This window comes from Achromobacter marplatensis (assembly GCF_002209535.1).
Lineage (GTDB): Bacteria > Pseudomonadota > Gammaproteobacteria > Burkholderiales > Burkholderiaceae_B > Achromobacter > Achromobacter marplatensis.
Genome location: NZ_NJIG01000007.1, coordinates 14,155 through 34,265, shown reverse-complemented (window position 1 = coordinate 34,265; position 20,111 = coordinate 14,155). Strand labels below are relative to the sequence as shown.

At 67.7% G+C, this 20,111-nt stretch carries 18 protein-coding genes and 1 pseudogene; 11 read left to right on the top strand and 8 right to left on the bottom strand.

The features are described 5' to 3' along the window. The first annotated feature begins 10 nt into the window (after positions 1-10). On the top strand, positions 11-1,228 hold the full coding sequence (gene hutI / locus CEY09_RS17605; RefSeq protein WP_006226787.1) for an imidazolonepropionase: 1,218 nt from the start codon (positions 11-13) through the stop codon (positions 1,226-1,228). Positions 1,229-1,369: 141 nt separating this feature from the next. After that, positions 1,370-2,134, top strand: coding sequence for a carbon-nitrogen hydrolase family protein (locus CEY09_RS17600; RefSeq protein ID WP_088589653.1), 765 nt, complete (start codon positions 1,370-1,372; stop codon positions 2,132-2,134). Positions 2,135-2,140: 6 nt separating this feature from the next. On the opposite strand, the gene CEY09_RS17595 is transcribed toward CEY09_RS17600, so the two are convergent. The 3 genes and pseudogenes from CEY09_RS17595 to CEY09_RS17585 form a co-directional block, all read right to left on the bottom strand. Further along, positions 2,141-3,739, bottom strand: a complete 1,599-nt coding sequence (locus CEY09_RS17595) for a methyl-accepting chemotaxis protein (RefSeq protein WP_088589652.1) — start codon at positions 3,737-3,739, stop codon at positions 2,141-2,143. Positions 3,740-3,890: 151 nt separating this feature from the next. Then, positions 3,891-5,269: pseudogene (locus CEY09_RS17590) on the bottom strand (MFS transporter). Positions 5,270-5,354: 85 nt separating this feature from the next. After that, positions 5,355-6,296, bottom strand: a complete 942-nt coding sequence (locus CEY09_RS17585; RefSeq protein ID WP_088589651.1) for a LysR family transcriptional regulator — start codon at positions 6,294-6,296, stop codon at positions 5,355-5,357. A 125-nt stretch (positions 6,297-6,421) separates the two neighbouring features. Between CEY09_RS17585 and CEY09_RS17580 the strand changes: the two genes are divergently transcribed. Genes CEY09_RS17580 through CEY09_RS17570 form a run of 3 tightly spaced genes read left to right on the top strand, consistent with a single transcriptional unit; the run spans position 6,422 to position 9,391 of the window. After that, positions 6,422-7,405: a Bug family tripartite tricarboxylate transporter substrate binding protein gene (locus CEY09_RS17580; protein WP_088589650.1), complete on the top strand. Its 984-nt coding sequence runs from the start codon at positions 6,422-6,424 to the stop codon at positions 7,403-7,405. A gap of 29 nt (positions 7,406-7,434) precedes the next feature. Further along, the gene (locus CEY09_RS17575; protein WP_234818336.1) at positions 7,435-8,634 is read left to right on the top strand and encodes a M20 aminoacylase family protein; all 1,200 of its coding nucleotides are present in this window, start codon (positions 7,435-7,437) and stop codon (positions 8,632-8,634) included. Between the two features lie 19 nt (positions 8,635-8,653). Further along, on the top strand, positions 8,654-9,391 hold the full coding sequence (locus CEY09_RS17570; RefSeq protein ID WP_088589648.1) for a phosphoribosyltransferase: 738 nt from the start codon (positions 8,654-8,656) through the stop codon (positions 9,389-9,391). Here the strand turns inward: CEY09_RS17570 and CEY09_RS17565 are convergent. Further along, complete coding sequence (locus CEY09_RS17565) at positions 9,388-11,493, bottom strand: site-specific recombinase (RefSeq protein WP_088589647.1); 2,106 nt, start codon at positions 11,491-11,493, stop codon at positions 9,388-9,390. The genes CEY09_RS17570 and CEY09_RS17565 overlap by 4 nt on opposite strands. 16 nt (positions 11,494-11,509) lie before the next feature. Continuing rightward, positions 11,510-13,201 carry an MFS transporter gene (locus CEY09_RS17560; protein ID WP_035213917.1) on the bottom strand — a complete coding sequence of 564 codons (1,692 nt, stop codon included), beginning with the start codon at positions 13,199-13,201 and terminating at the stop codon, positions 11,510-11,512. A 755-nt stretch (positions 13,202-13,956) separates the two neighbouring features. Here CEY09_RS17560 and CEY09_RS17555 point away from each other — a divergent pair. Next, positions 13,957-14,388 carry a ribosomal maturation YjgA family protein gene (locus CEY09_RS17555; protein WP_052017925.1) on the top strand — a complete coding sequence of 144 codons (432 nt, stop codon included), beginning with the start codon at positions 13,957-13,959 and terminating at the stop codon, positions 14,386-14,388. A gap of 49 nt (positions 14,389-14,437) precedes the next feature. On the opposite strand, the gene CEY09_RS17550 is transcribed toward CEY09_RS17555, so the two are convergent. After that, positions 14,438-14,650 (bottom strand): hypothetical protein, encoded by a 213-nt coding sequence (locus tag CEY09_RS17550; protein WP_006226803.1) that lies wholly within the window; start codon positions 14,648-14,650, stop codon positions 14,438-14,440. 247 nt (positions 14,651-14,897) lie between these two features. On the opposite strand from CEY09_RS17550, the gene CEY09_RS17545 reads away from it, so the two are divergent. From CEY09_RS17545 to CEY09_RS17530, 4 genes are all read left to right on the top strand, one after another. Further along, positions 14,898-15,629 (top strand): iron-containing redox enzyme family protein, encoded by a 732-nt coding sequence (locus CEY09_RS17545; protein ID WP_006226804.1) that lies wholly within the window; start codon positions 14,898-14,900, stop codon positions 15,627-15,629. A gap of 71 nt (positions 15,630-15,700) precedes the next feature. Next, a complete protein-coding gene (locus CEY09_RS17540; RefSeq protein WP_088589646.1) occupies positions 15,701-16,000 on the top strand; it encodes a 2Fe-2S iron-sulfur cluster-binding protein in 300 nt (99 codons plus the stop codon). A 5-nt stretch (positions 16,001-16,005) separates the two neighbouring features. Next, positions 16,006-16,332, top strand: coding sequence for a hypothetical protein (locus CEY09_RS17535; RefSeq protein ID WP_006226806.1), 327 nt, complete (start codon positions 16,006-16,008; stop codon positions 16,330-16,332). Beyond that, entirely contained in the window at positions 16,329-16,679 is a 351-nt protein-coding gene (locus tag CEY09_RS17530; RefSeq protein WP_006226807.1) for a 2Fe-2S iron-sulfur cluster-binding protein, read from the top strand. Before CEY09_RS17535 ends, CEY09_RS17530 begins: the two co-directional genes overlap by 4 nt. A gap of 36 nt (positions 16,680-16,715) precedes the next feature. Here the strand turns inward: CEY09_RS17530 and CEY09_RS17525 are convergent, their stop codons facing one another. Then, positions 16,716-17,429, bottom strand: a complete 714-nt coding sequence (locus tag CEY09_RS17525; RefSeq protein WP_035213942.1) for a GntR family transcriptional regulator — start codon at positions 17,427-17,429, stop codon at positions 16,716-16,718. Positions 17,430-17,508: 79 nt separating this feature from the next. Further along, a complete protein-coding gene (locus CEY09_RS17520) occupies positions 17,509-18,252 on the bottom strand; it encodes a sulfite exporter TauE/SafE family protein (protein WP_006226809.1) in 744 nt (247 codons plus the stop codon). 228 nt (positions 18,253-18,480) lie between these two features. Here CEY09_RS17520 and CEY09_RS17515 point away from each other — a divergent pair, with 228 nt between their 5' ends. Further along, positions 18,481-20,013 (top strand): hypothetical protein, encoded by a 1,533-nt coding sequence (locus CEY09_RS17515; RefSeq protein WP_088589645.1) that lies wholly within the window; start codon positions 18,481-18,483, stop codon positions 20,011-20,013. Positions 20,014-20,111 lie beyond the last annotated feature (98 nt).

Here is a 20,111-nt window from a genome sequence, read left to right as displayed (position 1 = left end):
GGAGAATGGGATGAGACAGGTCTGGCGCAATTGCCATGTCGCCACGATGGCGGATGGCGCTTACTCGGCGATCGAGCGGGCCGCCATCGTGACGCGTGCCGACCGCATTGAGTGGATCGGCCCCGAGGCGGACTTGCCTGCCGCCGACGCCGCGCATGAGCACGACCTGGGCGGCGCTTGGGTCACGCCGGGCCTGATCGACTGCCACACGCACCTGGTGTTCGGCGGCAACCGCAGCCTGGAGTTCGAGCAGCGCCTGCAAGGCGTGGACTACGCCACGATCGCGGCGCAGGGCGGCGGCATCGCCAGCACCGTGCGCGCCACGCGCGACGCCTCCGAAGACGCGCTTTACGTCAGTGCGCGCCGGCGGGCCTTGCACCTGTTGGCGGACGGCGTCACCACGCTGGAGGTTAAATCCGGCTACGGGCTGGACCTGCCCAACGAACGCAAGATGCTGCGGGTGGCGCGGCGCCTGGGCCAGACGCTGCCGCTGACGGTGCAGGCCACGTGTCTGGCCGCGCACGCCTTGCCGCCCGAGTACGCGGGGCGCGCCGACGACTACATCGACGAAGTCGCGCGCCGCATGCTGCCGGTGCTGGCCGCAGAAGGGCTGGTCGATGCGGTCGACGCGTTCTGCGAGCATCTGGCGTTCTCGCCCGAACAGGTAGAGCGCGTGTTCAAGGCCGCGGCGCATCTGGACCTGCCGGTCAAGCTGCATGCCGAGCAACTGTCTTCCTTGCATGGGGCCACGCTGGCGGCGCGCTACGGCGCCCTGTCGGCGGACCACCTGGAATACCTCACGGAAAGCGACGTGGTGGCGATGGCCGGAGCCGGCACGGTGGCCGTGCTGCTGCCGGGCGCTTTCTACGCCTTGCGTGAAACGCAATTGCCGCCGCTGGACCTGCTGCGCCGTCACGGCGTGCCCATTGCGATCTCTACCGACCTGAACCCAGGGACCTCGCCCGTGCTGTCCCTGCGGCTGATGCTGAGCATGGCTTGCACGCTCTTCCGGATGACGCCCGAAGAGGCGCTGGCCGGCGTCACGACGCATGCGGCCCGCGCCTTGGGGTTGCAGGCCACTCACGGCGTGCTGGCCGTGGACAAGGTGGCGGACTTCGTGGCGTGGGAGGTCGCGCATCCATCGGAGCTGGCGTATTGGATCGGCGGGGACCTGCCCAAGCGCATCGTCCGGCACGGCGCCGTGGTGGATGTGGCCGCGTTGTCTTGAGCGGCGGCGGATTCGGACCAATAGGCGTCCGATCCGGACCAGATGCGATGCGGCGGCGCCGTTTGGCGTGGCGGCGTTCTACGATGTGGGCGAAGCCGTCCGATGGCGGACGCGCGAAGACGACAGCGTAGAGGAACACGTATGCGGATCTGCATGATGGAGGGGCCGGTAGACCTGGCGCCGGAAGGCGCCACCTGGGAGGGTATCGCCGATCGCATCAGCGAACTGGCGCCCGACCTGCTGGTCACCAACGAGATGCCCTTCGGTCCCTGGCTGGCGGCGCTGCCCGACTATGACCCGGCGCTGGCCGCCGAATCGGTGCGCATTCACGAGGCCGGGCTGGCGGCGTTGGCGGCGTTGGACGTGCCCGCCGTCGTGTCCTCGCGGCCGGTGCCGGCCGGCGGCCGCCTGGCCAACGAGGCCTTTGCCTTGCAGGGCGGACGCTACACCCGGCTGCATCACAAGCAGTACTTCCCGCAGGAACCGGGTTTTTTCGAAGCCACGTGGTTTGAACCTGCGCTGGCGGGCTTCGACGTTGTCGAGGTGGGCGGCATCCGCCTGGGCGTGCAGTTGTGCACCGAGCTGATGTTCAACGAGCGCGCGCGCCGTTACGGCCGTGACGGCGCTGAACTGATCGTGGTGCCGCGCGCAAGCGGCGCCTCCATCGGTCGCTGGATGACGGCGGGCGCGATGGCGGCGCTGGTGTCGGGCTGCTATGTGGTCAGTTCCAACCGGGCGGGCCGCACGGCCGACGGACAGGTGTTCGGCGGCCGCGCCTTCGCCTTCCAGCCCGACGGCGAGCTGCTGGCGCAGTCGACCGACAGCGAATCGATCGTGGTGATCGACGTGGATCCGGCCCGGTCGCGGACGCAGCAGGCGCTGTACCCGTGCTACGTGCGGGAGTGACGCGGCTCAGGCTGCGATCGCGATCGCCCGCTGGTCCTGGATCAACGAGGGCAACCGGAACGCGCTGACGGCGCCCTGCAGCCGCTGCGCCTGCGTCTCCAACGAGGACGCGGCCGCGGCGGCCTCTTCGACCAGCGCGGCGTTCTGCTGCGTCACCTGGTCCATCTGGTTCACCGCCGTGTTCACCTGGTCGATGCCGGTCACCTGTTCCTGCGACGCGGTCGCGATCTCGCTGACCAGCAGCGTCAGGCGTTCGATGGTCGCCAGGATCTCCTCCATCGTGCGGCCGGCGGCTTCGACCTGGGCCGACCCGGCCTGCACGGTGGCGCCCGATGCGCTGAGCAATTGCTTGATCTCTTTGGCCGCACCCGCGCTGCGCTGCGCCAGCGAGCGGACTTCGGCGGCCACTACCGCGAAGCCCTTGCCCTCTTCACCGGCCCGGGCCGCTTCCACCGCGGCGTTCAGCGCCAGGATGTTTGTCTGGAAGGCGATGCCGTCGATGACGCTGACGATGTCTTCGATGCGGCCGGCGTCCTGCGCGATCTCGCGCATGGTGCTGACCGCTTCTTTCACCGCGTGACCACCACGCTGCACCACATCGCTGGCAACGGCGGCCATCTGGTTGGCCTGGCGGGCGTTTTCGGCGTTGCTGGTTACGGTGGACAGCAGTTGCTCCATGCTGGCCGCGGTCTGCTCCAGAGACGCCGCCTGCTGTTCGGTGCGGCTGGACAGGTCCTGGTTGCCGGCCGCAATCTCGCTGGATCCTGCATTGATCTCGACCACGCCGTCGCGCACCGCGTGGACCGTACGTACCAGGCTGGCTTGCATGTCCTGCAGGTAGGGAATGAGTTGGCCGGCGCAGTTGCGGCCATAGGAGGCGATGGGCGTGGTCAGGTCGCCGCTGGCGATGCGGCGGAAATGGTCCTTGATCGTCTCCAGCGGTTGCCGCACGAACGTCACGACGTAGCGGTCGCCCAGCACCAGCAGCAACAGGCAGATGCCCAGCACGATGCCCATGCCGATGTAGGCATGCTGGCGCTTGGCGGCGGCGTCGTCCCACAGCAGGGTTTCACGCTGCTTGGCGTAGGCCTCGTAGTCCTCGATGCTCTTGCCGAAGGCGCGGCTCGCCGTCACGACGGCGCTGGCGGCGTGCGCGCGGGCGCGCGCAATGTCACCGGTTTCCAGATGCTGGCGCTGCACCGCGATGCCGCCCGTGACCAGGGCGTCGAAGCCCGCCTGCATGGATTCCAGGAGGGCGGCCGGGGCATCCTTGCGCGCCAGCGCCACAAACGCCGTTTGCTGCCGCCGGGCTTCGTCCAGCGCGGCGTCGATGCTGCGGCCTTCTTCCGCCGCCTGGGCGGTCTGGCCTGCGCTTGCATATTCCAGCTGGCGCGACAGCCGCAGCCGCGCGCGCATGACCTGATCGTTGACCCGGGACAGGGCGGAGACTTCGTGCAGGAGTTCGTTGCTGGCAGCGAGCGCTTCGCCTGCGCTGTGCAGGCCGTTGACGCTGATGGCCGACAGGCCGGTGAGCAAGGCGCTGATCATGAGCAGGGTGCACAGGATCATGCGGCGGATGGTGATGTCTTTCAAGAACTGTGTCATGCGAGTCGTATCCCTGATACAGCGAGTGCTGCATCGACAACAACGACCCGGCTTCGGCGATATTTAGCCGCTGTTTCACAACTTACGAATATATCGGCTCGATCGCAGAATATGTCGAAAAATCACGCAACAATGTTGCGTGTTAGCGTTTTCACGCGTTGAAACGCAAGCGGGAAAAGCTGGCGATGCAGGCCAGCCCGGCGCACAAGCCGCCCAGCCACAAGGCGGCGATTGCGCCATGCGTCGAGGACACATGAAAGCACGCGGCCACCAGCGCCGCGCCGCTGGCCTGGCCCAACAGGCGCACGGTGCCGATCATGCCGCTGGCGCCACCGGCCCGCGACGCGGGCGCCGACGTCATGATGGCGCGCAGGTTGGGCGATTGGAAAAAGCCGAATCCCGCGCCGCAGATAGCCATGCGCCACGAGATGTCCCACACCGACGGCGCGGCCGGCATCAGGGCCAGCAGCACCAGCCCCAAGGCCAGCAGCGCCAGGCCGATGCCGCCGAGGATGCCGGCCGGATAGTGGTCGGACATGCGCCCGGCGATGGGCGCCATGATGGCCACCACGACCGGCCAGGGCGTGATCAGGAAACCCGTGTGCACCTGGCTGTAGCCCAGCACGGACTGGAACAGGAAGGGCAGCGACACGAACGCCAGCGCCTGCGCCGCGAAGGCGCAGACCGCCGTGGCGGCCGACAGCGCGAACAAGGGCCGGCGCAGCAGGTCGACGGCCAGGATCGGCGCGGGGTGGCCGGCCTGGCGGCGCATCAGCAGCCACAGGCTGGCGATGGCGCCGCCCCACTCCAGCGTGACGCGCGGCCAGGGCGCGCCGTGCGCCAGTTCATTGGACCCCAGCACGAACAGGCCCAGCGTCAGCGCACACAGCAAGGCGGCGATGCCGTCGAAACCGTGCGGGGCGCGCGCCGTCTCGGGCAGGCCGCGCAGGGCCAGCACCGCGGCCACGATGCCGATGGGCACGTTGATCAGGAACAACCAGTGCCAGGACCCCAGCAGCAGGATGGCGGACGCCGCCGTGGGGCCGGCCGCAAACGACAGGCCGACCACCATCGCGTTCAGGCCCAGCCCGCGGCCCAGCATGTGCGAGGGATAGATGAAGCGCAGCAGCGCCCCGTTCACGCTCATCACGCCGGCCGCGCCCAGGCCTTGCAGGATCCGCGCCACCACCAGCGCCGGCAGCGACGGCGCCAGCCCGCAGGCCAGCGACGACACGACGAACATCACCAGCCCCACGATATAGACGCGCCGGTGGCCCAGGATCTCGCCGAGCGCGGCCGCGGGCAGCAGTCCCGCCACCATGGCCAGCTGATAGCCGCTGATGACCCAGATCGACCCCGCGTCGCTGGCCTGCAGATCGCGCGCGATGGTGGGCAACGCGGTGTTGGCGATGGCCGTGTCCAGGCTGGCCATGCAGACCGCCAGCATCACGGCCAGTAGTGCGCCCAGGCGTTCGGAGCAGGCAAGCCGGCACCGGCCGGATAGACGGTATTGCGGGAGAACGAGAGCATGGGGCGTCGGCGGGCGAGGCGTCCGGGCGGAGCGTCCGGAATCAGGAGGACTGATTCTAATGCCGCATCGGGATTCAACGCTTCGTCAGGGACGGGCGCGGCCCCGCAGCATGGCCGCCAGTTCCGCATAGCAGCGCTGCACGGCCGCGCGTGCCTGCGTTTCGGGGGCGCGGGTCATCAGGCAGATGCGGCGCGTCATTTGCGGGCGTTGCACGGGCACGATGGCCAGGCCGTCGCCGCGCTGGCCCTGGGTGTACAAGCGCGAGATCAATCCCACCCGCAGCCCGGCGCGCACCAGGCTGTAGAGCGTATCGGTGTAGTTCAGCGTGTCGGTCGCGGCCAAATCCGCGCCCTGCTGGCGCAGCGTGGACACGATCATCTCGTAGGTGCTGCCGCGCGACAGCACGGCCAGCGGTTCGTGCTTCAGGTCCTGCCACGTGACCGCGGCGCGGCGCGACAGCCGGTGCGTGTCGGCCAGCACCGCGACCAGTTCGTCTTCGGCCACGAGGGCGGCGGCCACGCCGGACGCCAGGCCGAAATCCAGCCCCAGGCCGATGTCCAGTTCGCCGTTGTTCAGGGCGGCCATCAGTTCGTCGTTCAGGTGGTCGCTCAAGACCAGCACGGTTTCGGGATGGCGCAAGCGCCATTGCGCCACGGCGGGCGCCAGCAGGTGCATGGTGGACGGGATGCAGCCGATGCGCACCGTGGCGGCCTGCGTATCCAGCAGGCGCTGCAGGTCGTCCGCGCCCTGGGTGTAGGTGTTGAGCAGCCATTCGATCTGGGCGCGGGCGGCAAGCCCCGCGGGGGTCAGGCGCACGTGGTGGGTGCTGCGCTCGAACAACGCCACGCCCATCAGCGTTTCCAGTTCACGGATGGCGGATGACAGCGCGGGCTGGCTCAGCGACAGCGCCTGGGCGGCGCGGCTGAAGCTGGCATGGCGCGCCACTTCCTTGAAACCGCGCAACTGGCGCAAGGTGGGCTGGCGCGGCGGCGTGGCCGGGCGGTCCGGCTCGGGGCGCTTGGTCATAGATTTACCTGATGAATCTATAAAAATATACCATTTCAGTTATTACCCGGAGCTGCGTAGGATGGCGCCGTCGCCCTCCTGCGCGCCCCTGCCTGGGCGCGTATCCGCCCTGATCGCCCCTCACCATGTTCAAACGCCTGTTCCTGTCCGTGTCCGCGCTGGCGGCCGCGCTGTGCATCGCCCCTGCCGCCTGTGCCAAAACGCCTTGGCCGGGCGCGAAGCCGCTGACCCTGATCGTGCCGTTCAGCCCGGGCGGCAACGTGGACACCACGGCGCGTTTGGTAGCGCAGAAGCTGTCCGAACGGTTGAACCAATCGATCATCGTGGACAACGTGGCGGGCGCAGGCGGCGTGCTGGGCGTGGCCCGCGCCACCCATGCCGCGCCCGACGGCTATACGCTGGTGATGGGCTTTGACGGCCCCATCAGCGTGGCCCGCCTGATCAATTCGGCCGTGAAGTACGACGCCGAGAAGGACCTGACGCCGGTGGCCCTGGTGACGACCGCGCCGGTCGTGCTGCTGGCCCGTCCTGGCCTGCCGGTGAACAACATGGATGAGCTGATCGCGCTGGCCCGCGCCAAGCCGGACACGCTGACGTATGCGTCCTCGGGCGTCGGCACGGTGCTGCACCTGTCGATGGAAGTAATGCAGGACCAGGCCAAGGTGAAACTGGTCCACGTGCCTTATCGGGGCGGCGCGCAGATCACCAACGACGTGATGGGCGGCCAGGTGGACCTGGGGCTGCTGGTCACCACCAGCGCCACGCCGCTGGTGCAGCAGAACAAGCTGCGCGCGCTGGGCGTGACCTCCGCGGAGCGCGTCGCCACCTTGCCGGGCGTGCAGGCCTTTGCCGAAACCGCCGAGCTCAAAGGGTTTGAACTGAACACCTGGATGGGCGTGTTTGCGCCGACTGGCACGGACCCGCAAGTGGTGCGGCAGCTGAACCAGGCCTTGAATGCCGTGCTGAAGCTGGACGACGTGCAAAAGCGCCTGGCCGAAGGCGGGGCGATCGCGGGCGAAGGCACGCCGGAAGATTTCGCCGCCTTCCTGAAGAAGGAAAAGGCCGTGTACGCGCACATCGTGAAAAGCGCCAACATCCAGCAGGAATAAGGCTGCTGACCTCAAGGATGCCCAACGACATGAACGCTTTCGCGCTTGGCCCCGTGCTGCCTGAAATCCAGGCCATTCAGCAAGAGATGGTGGCGCTGCGCCATCAGATCCATGCGCATCCCGAACTGGCCTACCAGGAAATCGCCACCGGCGACCTCGTGGCCGAACGCCTGGCCGCCTGGGGCTATGAGGTGCACCGCGGCCTGGGCGTGACCGGCGTGGTCGGCACCTTGCGCCGCGGGACGGGCGCGCGCCGGCTGGGGCTGCGCGCCGACATGGACGCCCTGCCCATCCATGAAACCACCGGCTTGCCCTACGCCAGCCAGCACCCGGGCAAGATGCACGCCTGCGGGCACGACGGGCATACGGCCACCCTGCTGGCCGCGGCCCATGCGCTGGCGCAGCGCGGCCAGTTCGACGGCACCGTGCATCTGATCTTCCAGCCGGCTGAAGAAGGCCACGGCGGCGCGCAGAAGATGATCGCCGACGGCTTGTTCGACCGGTTCCCGTGCGACGCTGTCTACAGCTTCCATAACGAACCGGGCTATCCGGCCGGTCATTTCGGGTTCCGCGCCGGCGTCATGTACAGCTCGTCCGATACCGTGGTGCTGACGGTCAGCGGCGTGGGCGGCCATGGCGCGATGCCGCACGTGGCGGTGGACCCCATCGTGGCGGCCGCCAGCATCGTGCTGGCCCTGCAGACCATCGTGTCGCGCGAAGTGGACCCCAACGACATGGCGGTGGTGACCATCGGCGCCATCCATGGCGGCGATGCGCCCAACGTGATCCCGAAGTCGGTGGAACTGCGCCTGACCGTGCGCGCCCGCCGCCCCGAAACGCGCGCCCTGCTGCGTGAACGCATCACCGCCATCGCCACGGCGCAGGCCGCCGTGCACCGCGCCACCGTCCACGTCGACTACCGGTGGCGCTACCCGCCGGTCGTCAACGACCGCGGCGCGACGCAATTCGCGGCCGCCGTCGCGCAGGACTGGCTGGGCGCGGAACGGGTGATCCCCGACCTGCAGCCGTTGCAGGCCAGCGACGACTTCGCCTTCATGCTGGAGGCCGTGCCGGGCAGCTACTTCATCGTCGGCAATGGCGAGGGCGAAGGGGGCTGCATGGTGCACAACCCCGACTACGATTTCAACGACGACATCCTGCCGGTCACGGCCAGCTACTGGGTGAAACTGGCCGAGCGCTTTCTGGCCGCCGATACCCCTGCGTTTTGAATGCCGCTTCAGGCTCCGTATGACTGCTTCCCCTGTATCCCCCGCCGCTCACGAATCAGCCTTCGACGCCACCACTGGCTACTGGCAAGAGATCGTCAGCGCCGATGCGCTGCCCGTGCCGGTTGAACCGCCCTATTCCCGCGGTTATCCGGCACGCTTGCCGGATGGCCGCTACCTGGTGCTGCCGCTGCGCGGCGTGCCCGGGGATCCGGACCGTTGCGTGGCCTCGCTGATCGCCAACCATGCCAGCCTGGATGTGGTCGAGGCGCTAGCCGGGTTCATGGCGGACCGGGCGCGCGCCTTCCAGGCCGACGTGGTCGTGGGGCTGCCCACGCTGGGCCTGGCGTTCGCGCCGCTGGTGGCGCGCGGGCTGGGCTTTACGCGCTACGTGCCCTTCGGTTATTCCCGCAAGTACTGGTATGACGAAAACCTGTCGGTGCCGGTGCAGTCGCTGACCACGCCGGAGGCCGGAAAGTTGTTGTACGTGGACCCGAATCTGGCGGGTAGCCTGCGCGGTCGCCGCGTGCTGGTGGTGGATGATGCCGTCAGCACCGGGCAGACGATGGTGTCCGCGCTGACATTGCTGGCGCGCTGCGGCGCCGAGGTGGCGGGCATCGTCGTGGCCATGTGCCAGGGCACGCGCTGGCGCAGCCGGCTGGTCGACGCCCAAGGCGTGCCGCTGCCAGTGGCCTGCGCGTTCGAGTCGCCGCGCCTGCGGCGGGTCGCGCACGGCTGGGCGCCCGAGCCCGGCGCTTAAGGACGCTCTGGCGCGGGTCGGGGCTTGACCGGCCAGAACAGCGTGGCCGGACGCTGCCAGATTCGCTGGCGCACGCCCGCCGACAGCGAATCGCGGTCGCCGCGGCGCAGGTTGCGCGAGCGCAGCGCCACATTGAACGCCAGCGCGAAGCTCACGCCCACGTTCAGCAGCCCCGTTATCGCGGTGCCGGCCACGGCCATCCAGAACGCTTGCGTGTGCACGACTTCCCATCCCAGCGTGCCCAGCGCCGTGCCGATCTGGCCGGCGCTGAGCGTCACGTGGCGCACTTCCACATGCGGGCCGAAGAAGCTGACGATGGCCGGGCCCAGGCCCAGCATCAGGCCCAGCGACACGTTGCCCGCGATGCCCGAGATATTGCGCTGCCAGAAGCCGGCCCAGCGCACTGCGCCGCGCTCGCCCAGCAGGTGCCGAGCGCGCCGGTTGTAAGCCATCACGTCGTGCACGCGGTGCAGCGCGAACCAGTTGTCGGCCCAGCCGGCGATCAGGCTGGACAGCCATAGCAACACGCCGGTGGCTGCGGCGTAGATGGGAGTGGGCCCCCAGACCGAGAACGAGGCCAGTGTTTCCTGCGCCTTGTCCGCGCTGATCAGCGGCCGGTCCAGGCCGTTCAGGGCGATCCATTGCACGGCCCACGCCAAGGGGAAGACCACCGCCAGATTGCCCAGGATGGCCGCCGCGTTGGAACGGATCATGGCCAGCGTGTCGTCCAGGAAGGCCTCGCGGCCTTGCGGCGTATAGGCGTCGTCCAGCCGATGGGCCAGTGCCGGCCCCGTCATGGCCGGTTGCTTGGTGGCCAGCGTGAAGTGCGCGAAGTGGATCACGAGGAAGCCGCCGGCGTAGTTCAGCGAGGCCAGCAGCCCTTCGATGAACTTGTCCAGGTGCAGCGAGACGATGAAGAATTTCAGGTAGACGGTGAACACCATGATGAAGCCGCCACCCAGCGACGCCTTGAGCATCGTCAGGTATTCCGCGGCGTCGCGCGCGATGTAGTGTTCGCCGGTTTCAGCGGTGCGTTCCATCACCCGGCGCGCCAGCTGCGCGAACGACGAGGCCGCCAGGTGCCGGATGCTGCTGCGGGCCTGGGTGGACCGGATCAGTTCGGCCGTCAGGTGCACGTACTTGTGGCGCTGCGTGGGATCCACCCAGACGCTCAGCAGCAGTTCGATGCGGGCCAGGCGCAGCTTCATACGTTCGATCTGGAACACGACTTCAACCGATACGCCGTTCTTCTCCAGTTCGTCGTAAACGCCTTGGGTGGCGGCGCGGCAGCCGTCCAGCAGGGCGCGGAACATGTTCAGGCGGCGGCCGAAGACTTCGCGCGGCGTGTCGGGCCCGCTGTCGCACAGTTCGGCCGCGGCGCCGGCCAGCGCGAAGAAGGGCGAGTCCTCTACGCGGCCCGGCAGGCGCGACCGGATGTCTTGGGCGAGTCCCGTCGCGCGCACCTGGCTGACCAGCACCTGGATGCTGCTGGTCAGCGCCGCTTCCAGTCGCGGCGCGGGCGGTTCGGGGGCGGTGGGGTCCAGGCGTGCAAGGCCGTCGCCCTGGCGGTACAGCGCGCGCATGCGGGCCAGGGTGTCGTCGTCCAGCGATTCGATCCACTGCGCGTCGCCGGCCCGGCGGAAGATCAGCGAGAACAGGCCGAACATGTCGCTGCGGTTGGGCGGAGGCGGCAATAGCCGGGCCTGCGCGCGGTCCCAGAATTCGCCCCAGAAGCCGGGGTGCGAGGCCACGCCGGTGTCGCACAGCAGCGAGGTGGGATCGTTGTCCGCCACCAGCGAACGCAGCGTGGCGGCGACGGGCGCCGCGCGGTCAGGGTTGTTTTCCAGCACCTGCAGCAGGTAGCGCAGGCGGGCGTGCTGCGGATGGCGGACGGCGTCCGCGTCGGGGGCGGGGGTGCCGGGTGCGGTGGATGCGGCGGGCGTGGCGGGCCGGCCGGGGCGGTCCAGCCACCGGCTCAGGTCCACCATCCACAGGTTGCGCTCGGCTAGCGGGGCGTCGGGATCGGCGCTCGCCAGGATGACGTCCAGCTGCGGGCCGCCATGCCGCGAGGCCCGCCACTTGCGCCAAAGAGAGGTAAGCATGGGCGGGCCTCGCGGGTCACAGGGATTCGGGGTCTCGGCGCAGGGAGAAGCCTTGCGCTTCGTTCATGGCCAGGTAGCTGACGTTGCGCGACACCACCGGCGGCTTGTCGCCGCTGTGCAGGGCGCGCACTTCGTCCAGCACCATCTTGTCGGCCAGCGTCATGCGGTCGATCATGCGCAGGTACTGCATCCAGCTTTCCACCAGGAACACTTCGCGCCACACGCCTTCGCGTTCCAGGTCGCGGAACAACTGCCATTGCTGCGCGCCGTTGCGCAGGCGCAGCAGCCGCAGCGGATGCGCGGCGCTGATCAGCGCCGACAGCTTGTCGCGTTCAATCAGGTATTCCACGGCCACCAGCACCGAGCCGTGCTGGGTGTTGAAACCGGCGGCGGCCATCGCGGGTTCGGTGCTGTCCACGCGCGCGAGCGATTGGGTGTCCACATGTTCGGGCAGGCGCGACCGGTACAAGAGGGCGACGGTGATGCCCAGCATGATGCCCGCGGTGCTGAGCGCGCCGGACACGCCCATGGTGCCGGCGAAGTGGCCCCACATGAACGAACCGGCCGCCAGGCCGCCGAAGATGGCGGTCTGGTACAGCGCCAGCGCGCGCGCCTTGACCCAATCGGGCACCAGCATCTGGACGGTGGTGTTGTAGGTGGCCAGCACGCCGATCCAGCAACTACCGGATATCAGCAGCGCCGGAAACGCGACCCACAGAGTGCTGGTCAGGCCTAGCGCCAGCAGGCAGGCGGCCAGCAGCGCAGCGGCCACGGTGACCAGCCCGCCTGCGCCCAAGGCGGCCTGCACGCGGCGCACGAAGGCGCTGCCCAGGATTGCGCCCACCCCCAGCGCGCCCAGCATGTAGCCGTACAGCAGGGCGCTGCCTTCCTCCTGCTCGTGGGCCAGCAACGGCAACAGCGCCCACAAGGCGCTGGCCGACAGGCCGAAGGCGAACGAGCGCAGCATGACGACGCGCGTCACGGTGGAATGCTGGGTATAGCGCAACGCGGCAACGACGCCTTCGAAGAGGCCTTCGGGCGGCAGGCGACGCTCGGGCAGGTCGCGCTGCCAGCGCCAGATCGCCCAGATCAGCCCGCCATAGCAGAAGCAGTTCAGCAGGAAGACCCAGGGCGCGCCCATGGCGCCCAGCAGCAGGCCGCCGATGGCGGGGCCGACGGCGCGGGCGACGTTGTAGTTGACGCTGTTGAGCAGGACGGCGCTGCCGACATGGGCGCGCGGGACCTGTTCGCCGACGGCGGCCTGCCAGGCGGGGGTGACGATGGCGCTGCCGATGGCGATGCAGAAGACGGAGGCGATCAGCGTGATCGGGTGCAGCAGGCCGGCGAACGCCAGGATGGTGATGAAGACGCCGCCGGTCAGTTCCAGCAGCATGCCGGTCAGCATCACTTTGCGCCGGTCATAGTTGTCGGCAAGCACCCCGGTCAGGATGGACAGGGCCACCAGCGGGAAGGCGGCGGCCACCTGGATCATGGCGACCATCAGGGGGCTGCTCTGTTCGGTGGTGATGATCCAGGCGGCGGCGACGGATTGCGCCCAGGTGCCCAGGTTCGCGAACAGGTTGGCGATCCAGATGATGCGGAACGCGGGGAAGGATAAGGGGGAAAGCGTGCTGACGGTAAGAGGGGCAGCGGGCGCAGCGGGGGCGCCGGGTGGGAGGTCGGCGGAGGGGGAGACGGGGGTGAGCATACGGAGGGCTCTGGGGCGTCTTTTTTGGGGCGCCGGGAGGGCGTTTGGGGTGGGGTAATGGTACGCCTGAATGATGGCGGGTTGTGTTGCGGGGAGTGTCTGTGTGGGGCTGGGTTTATTTGATGATTCGGGGCTGGGTATGTCTGGCGATTGCGGTTCTTGGGCCGCACGGCGTGGCGGGGGCACGGGGTGCGCGGGTCAACGATTGCGGTCCGGAGCCTTCGCTCCGGACTTGCCCCGTCGTCATCTTCGTCCAGGCCTGCGGCCTTCCCTTCAGATTCCCTCGGGCGCATCGACTCCCCGCGCACCCCGTGCCCCCGCCACGCCGCGCTGCGGTGCATCGGAATCGGGCATCGCCGGGGCGGGTGGTGTGCTTGGCATTTTGCTGTCCGGTGGTGGGGTGGGAAGGCGTGTGCAGGGACGCCAAAGTCGGCCGCGCGGGCGGCCTTTTTTGGCTTATGGGGGTGCTGGGTGGGAGGGGGTGCGCTTGCGCGCTGTTGGAGGGCGCGTGGGTATTGCGGTGGATAAGGGTGTGGGTAAGTCGGTGGATTGGGGGTGGATAGCCGGTGGATAGCGGGTGGATAAGGTGGGATAACTTTTGGGGGCATAACCTTTGGTGACGCATGTGTCTCGTGGGGTATCGGGTTTTCCCGTGGATTTCTAGTACCCTGCCCCGTTGCCCCGGCCGTGCTGAGTCGTGGGCTTGATGGACGTGCCTGGCGCGTCCGCCCCTTCACTCTTTGTTGTTTGTTGCCATGACCCTGACGTTCAATGGGCGCGCGTTTGCCGCCCTGCTTGCCGTGACCGCCCTGTTGGCGCTGATTGCCCTGTATGGCGCGCCCTATCCGTTCTTGCGCGGATTCGTGGGGGATGTGGTGGCTGTTGGCTGGGTGTACCTGGTGTACCGGACCTTCATCCGTGCAAGCGTCGGGGTACTGGCGGTGGCGGCGCTGTTGACGGGGTATGCGGTGGAGTTCGGCCAGTATCTGGCGCGGCAGTACGGGTGGCAGATCGAGCAGCCGGTGCTGCGCGTGGTGCTGGGCAGCGTGCCGGACTGGTGGGATGTGGTGGCGTACACAGTGGGGTTCGCGGTGGTGCTGGTGCTGGCGTTGGCCAATGCGCACCGTGCGCGCAATGCCGCGTTGCGGGATGCCCGGGCGCGGGCGAGTCTGCGCGCCCGCCGTTAAGCGGCGGGATGTCCAGGCCGGGGCAAGCGCCCCGGCGTCTTCCGAAGGATCAGGCTTGGCAGATCGGTTCGTCGTCGTTGCGACGGACCGCGGGGGCGCTTGCGCGCAGCGGTTGCAGGCGGGCGTTGCGGAAGGGGGCGAACAGTTCGGCCCAGGACGAGGGGAACAGGGGCGTGGCGTGGCGCACCGCGTCGCGGCGGGCGTAATGCGTCAGCAGTTGCTGACCGATCGGGGCGTCTCCCAGGGGGTGGCGGGTATTCATGGTATTTCCGTATTGCATTGAAAGTGTATTCATTGTACTGGGCGGACCCTTCCTCGTCCACCCTGCCCTGCGCCGGCGTTGCGCCAGGTCAAGTGCTTGATCTGAAAGGGTCCGGCCCCTTTTTGCAGTGAGCGATCGTGGTTCTCCGGGATTGCCCTAGCAGTTGAAAACGGTAGACGGTATACAATGTTCTTCATGGCCGGGCTGACCAGCCTGGAATCCCCTCCCTACTGGACTGGAGCGCGTCATGGCAGAACTGATGAACCGAGATGAATTCCGTACCGCGTTGGAAAACGCGATCAAGGGCAAGAGCGCCAACGCTTCGCCCTTTTCCATCGCCTGGGCTGAAGGCAAGCTCAGCCGCGAGCACCTGTCGCGGTGGGCCGAGAACCACTATCACTATGTGGGTCCGTTCGCCGACTACCTGGGCTACCTGTATGCCCGCACGCCGGATACCTATACCGAGGCCAAGGACTTCCTGCTGGCCAACATGTATGAAGAGGAAATCGGCGGCGATCGCCACACCGATCTGCTGATCCGCTTTGCCGAAGCCTGCGGCACCACCCGCGAACGGGTCACCAACCCCGACAACATGTCGCCCACGACGCGCGCGCTGCAAAGCTGGTGTTACGCCGTGGCCATGCGCGAAGACCCCATCGTGGCGGTCGCGGGCCTGGTCGTCGGCCTGGAATCGCAGGTGCCGTCCATCTACCGCAAGCAGACGCCGACGCTGCGCGAGAAGTACGGATTTACCGATGAAGAGGTCGAATTCTTCGACCTGCATATCGTGTCGGACGAAATCCATGGCGAACGCGGCTATCAGATCGTGCTGGAGCATGCCAACACCGTCGAGCTGCAGCAGCGCTGCCTGAAGATCTGCGAGATCGGCGCCCAGATGCGGCTGCTGTACACCACGGCGCTCTATACCGACTACGTGCAGCACGAGATCAAGCTGCCCGAACTCGGCCTGGCCGCCTGACCCCTGCCCGGCTTTTCCGGCCGCGCGCCATGGCGGGCGCGGCCGGCCCGCAGCTTCTGGATGACAGACCCATGCCCACCGTTGTATTCCATAAAGGCGGCCAGACTTTCACCGACGTGGTGAAGGACAACACCAATCTGGTGGTGCGGGCCGGCATCAAGCAGTTTCCGTATCCGCACTTGCGCTACGAATGCGGCATGGGCAAGTGCGCCAGGTGCGCGTGCCGCGTGCTGGCCGGCGCCGAGCATTTGCCGCCGGTGAACTGGAAAGAGAAAAAGCAGCTGGGCGACCGCATCGACCAAGGCTATCGGCTGGCCTGCCAGTTGTGGTTGAGCAGCGACATCGAACTGCTTCAGGATATGGAGGCATAGCAGCCATGGACTCCGTATACGTCATCCTGACGACCAAGCCCGGTGTGTTTCGCACCGAAGTGGGCAAGGACGTCGACATCATCGAAACCTATGACTACGTGTTCTACGGGCGCGCGCTGGCGGTGTTTCGCATCGCCCGGCTGCATGGCGACACGCGGCTGGTGGTCACGGAAGAGACGCCGCCCTATGTGGTGAACCGTGTGCCGTCCAAGTTCCTGGAGAAGTTCGCCTCGGTCGAGGCGGCCCGCAAGGAACTGGCCCACCTCACGCGCTTCGGCAGCATGGAATCCACGTTGACGCTGCGGGCCGATACCGCAGTGGCGGAGCACTGAACGACATGGTCCAGATCACTTTCATCTCGAACGGCGGCAAGGTGGCGACGGCGCCCGAGAACAGCAATCTGCTGCGCGTGTCACTGAAGGAAAAGGGCGGCATCCCGTTCAAATGCGGGGGCGGCCTGTGCGGCACCTGCAAATGCCGCATCGAGGAAGGGCTTGAAAACACCGATGCGGTCAAGCCGAAAGAGCGCAAGCACCTGCGTCCCGAAGACTTCGAAGCCGGCTACCGCATGGCGTGCCAGACGTTCGTGAACGGCGACGTGAAAGTCTCGTGGGTGGTGCAGAACGGCAAGGGCGTGGTGGTGGGTGCGGCGTCCGACCCCGTCGAAGCCGCCGGCTGAGCGCGCGGGCGGCGATGCCGCCCGGCCTTTGCCGCGTCAGTCCGCCGAGGCGTGCTGCTGGGTGTCGGTATAGGCCTTGGCCGCGTTGTGCACGTGCTGGCTGGCCAGCAGTGCGGCCAGGTCGCCGTTGCCGGCGATGACGGCGTTCAGGATCTGCGAATGTTCGTCCCAGTTCGCCTTGGCGCGGTGCATGTTGCTGGGCGCGAACAGCAGCGCCGTGCGGTCTCGTAGCGAACGCATCAGGTCGGTCAGCACCACGTTGCCGCCGATGGTGGCCAGCATTTCGTGGAACTGCGAATTCAACGCCAGGAACTTGTCCAGCTGTTCGCTGCGTGCGGCTTCCGTGCCTTCGCGCAGGAAGGCTTGCAGGCGTTCGACGGTCTTCGCGTCGCGCCGTTGCGCCGCCAGCTTGGCGTTCAGCCCTTCCAGCGTGGCGCGCACTTCCACCATGTCGTAGGCCACCGCGTCGGACAGCACCGACACGGAGGCGCCGCGGCGCGGCTCGATGGTGACGAGCCCCTCGGCCGCCAGGGCGCGTAGCGCCTCGCGCACCGGGATGCGCGACACGCCCATTTCCTCGGACAGCCGGCCTTCGACCAGGCGGTCGCCCGGTGTGAACTCGCCGCTGAGGATGCGTTCGCGCAACTTATCGCGGATGACGGCGAACAACTGCGGATGCTGCTCGCCGATCTTCAGCGGAGCGGAAGACTGCGTCTCTACGGCTTGCGGGCTGACGGGCGAAGTGGTCATGGCGAGCATGTATGGATTAATGGATACAGTCTCCATTGTATTACCGGGTGTAGCCGCGTGCCGTTGCGAAGGCGCCGCATCAGGCGCCCCAGAAGGCTTTGACCAGCACCCCTACCGCGCCGAGTGCGCACACCGCCAGCAATACGCTGCGCACGGCATGCGGCGGCAACAGGGTGCGCAGCCGGTTGGAGACCGCAAAACCGGCCAGCAGGAAAGGAGCAAGACTAAGCGCCAGCCCGGCGTGGTAAGCCGTATACCGGTTGGCCAGCGCCAGCATGGCCAGCGAGAAGATCGATCCCAGGAACAGCACCACGCCCAGGGTGGCGCGCAGGCGCGGCGGCGCGGTGTGCTGCAGCACGATGGCGATGGGTGGCGCGCCGACGGACGTCATCGTGCCCATGATGCCGGAAGCCACGCCGGCGCCCGACACGCGGCCCGGCGTGGCGGTAAAGCGCAGGCCCGCCACGCTGAGCGCGACGGCCGCCAGGATCAGGCAGGCGAACAGCACGCCCAGCGCCTGCGGCGCAAAGCGCGCCATGGCGTAGATGGCGATCAGCGTGCCCACCACGCGGCCGGCCAGCGCGTACGACACGGCAGACCAGTCGATGAAGGCGCGCTCGCGCAGCGCGGTCAACAGCGAGATGAAGCCGCCCAGCGTCAGCAGCGGCCCGGGCGCCAACTGAGGGAAGAACATGGCGGCCACGGGGGCCGCGAACATCGCGAAGCCGATGCCCCCCACCCCTTGCGCCAGCGCGGCGCCGAACACCACCAGCGCCATGGCGGCGTAGTGCCAGAGATCCGGAAACGGCAGGGTGGGCAGCATGGGGGGTATGTAGCCTAATATGTATACGATAGTCAATCAGTGACAATCGATGGTTCTGATGAAATCAGGAAATGCAAGGGTAAACCCCTGATTTTTCGCCGTTATTCATGGGTTTTTCAGAATTATCGGTTTCCCTAGGCGGTGCATATTTCGATTGGTATGGCTCACAACGAAATATAGTATACCGATTGTGGCGACCTAACAGCCACGTCACAAGGGGAATCGCGCATGCAATCCGACGTCGTGCTCAACGCTGCTCACTGGATGTACCTGCTCAGCGTGGCCGCCATCATCCTGACGATGATCTTGCGGGCCAACGTGGTGGTGCCATCGGTAATCGGCACTTTCCTCGTGGTGCTGGCCATCACGGGCAACCCGATCAGCGCGCTGATCGGCATCTTTTCGGCCAGCTTCGTGGCAGCCAAAGAGCTGTTCAACATCTTCCTGGTCATCACCTTCATGACGGCCCTGCTCAACGCCTTGAAGACCTTGCAGGCGGACGTGCGGATGGTGCAGCCGTTCCGTCGGGTGATGCGCGGCGGGCATTCCTCGTTCGTGATCATCGCCCTCTGTACCTATGTCATTTCGCTGTTCTTCTGGCCCACGCCGGCCGTGCCGCTGGTGTCGGCCATCCTGCTGCCCGCGGCCATCGCTGCCGGGCTGCCGCCGCTGGCCGGCGCCATGGCTATCGCCATCGCTGGCCAGGGCATGGCGCTGTCGTCGGACTATGTGATCGGCGTGGCGCCCAGCATCAGCGCCAAGGCGGCGGGCGCGGCGGTCAGCGCGGCCGTGGTGGCCGACCGCGCGCTGGTGCTGTCGCTGATCACCGGCGCCGTGGCGCTGGTGGTGGCCTACCTGCTGATCCGCAAGCACATCGTGCCCGCGAGCCCCGCGTTGCTGGATGCGTGGCAGGCCCGCGCCCAGGACGGCAGCCTGGCGCGCATCGAACAATCGGGCTCGTTCGACAAGGCGGAACTGGCGCGCGGCACCATGGGCGCGGACCCGGCGCTGCCTCAAGGCCCCGTGCTGGACGACGAAGAACGCCGCCGCGTGCGCTGGTCCAAGACGTTTGCCGTGGTGACGCCCCTGGCGTTCCTGGCCGTGATCGCCGTGATGGTGGTGCCACGCCTGTTCCCGTCGTTGCCCGCCCTGCGTGGCGGCGACGCCGCGGCGCTGGTCGGGGGCGTGGCCTTCGTGGTGATGATGCTGGTGACGCTGGCCGCCGAAGGCCCGCGCAAGATGCTGGACGTGTGCCCCGAGCACGTGACGGACGGCTTCGTCTTCGCCTTCAAGGCCATGGGTTCGGTGCTGCCGATCGCCGGCTTCTTCTTCGTGGGCGCCAATGAAACCGCCGCGCAGATCCTGGGCGTGCCCCAGGCGCAGGCGCCCGGCCTGTTGTTCGAAGTGATCTCCGCCGGCCAGCACCTGATTCCCGAAAACCATTTCCTGGTGGCGTTCGGCGTGCTGCTGGTGGGCATGATCACCGGTATCGACGGTTCGGGCTTTGCCGGACTGCCGCTGACCGGCACGCTCTCCGGCGCCCTGGGCCCGGTGGTGGGCGTGGACCCGGCAACCTTGGCCGCCGTGGGCCAGATGGGCGCGGTCTGGACCGGGGGCGGCACCCTGATCGCGTGGTCGTCGCTGATTGCGGTGGCGGGGTTTGCCCGAGTGAACGTGCTGTCGCTGGTGCGCGCGCTGCTGCTGCCCGTGCTGCTGGCGCTCTTCGTCTCCACCATCTGCGCCGTATTGATCTGGAGTTGATCCCCGGATGGGTCCGGACCCTGCGGAAGGGGCCCTGCGGGGCCCCTTTTCACGCCGAAGGCCTGGGGTTTCCACGTATCGTCATGAAGTGATTAAAG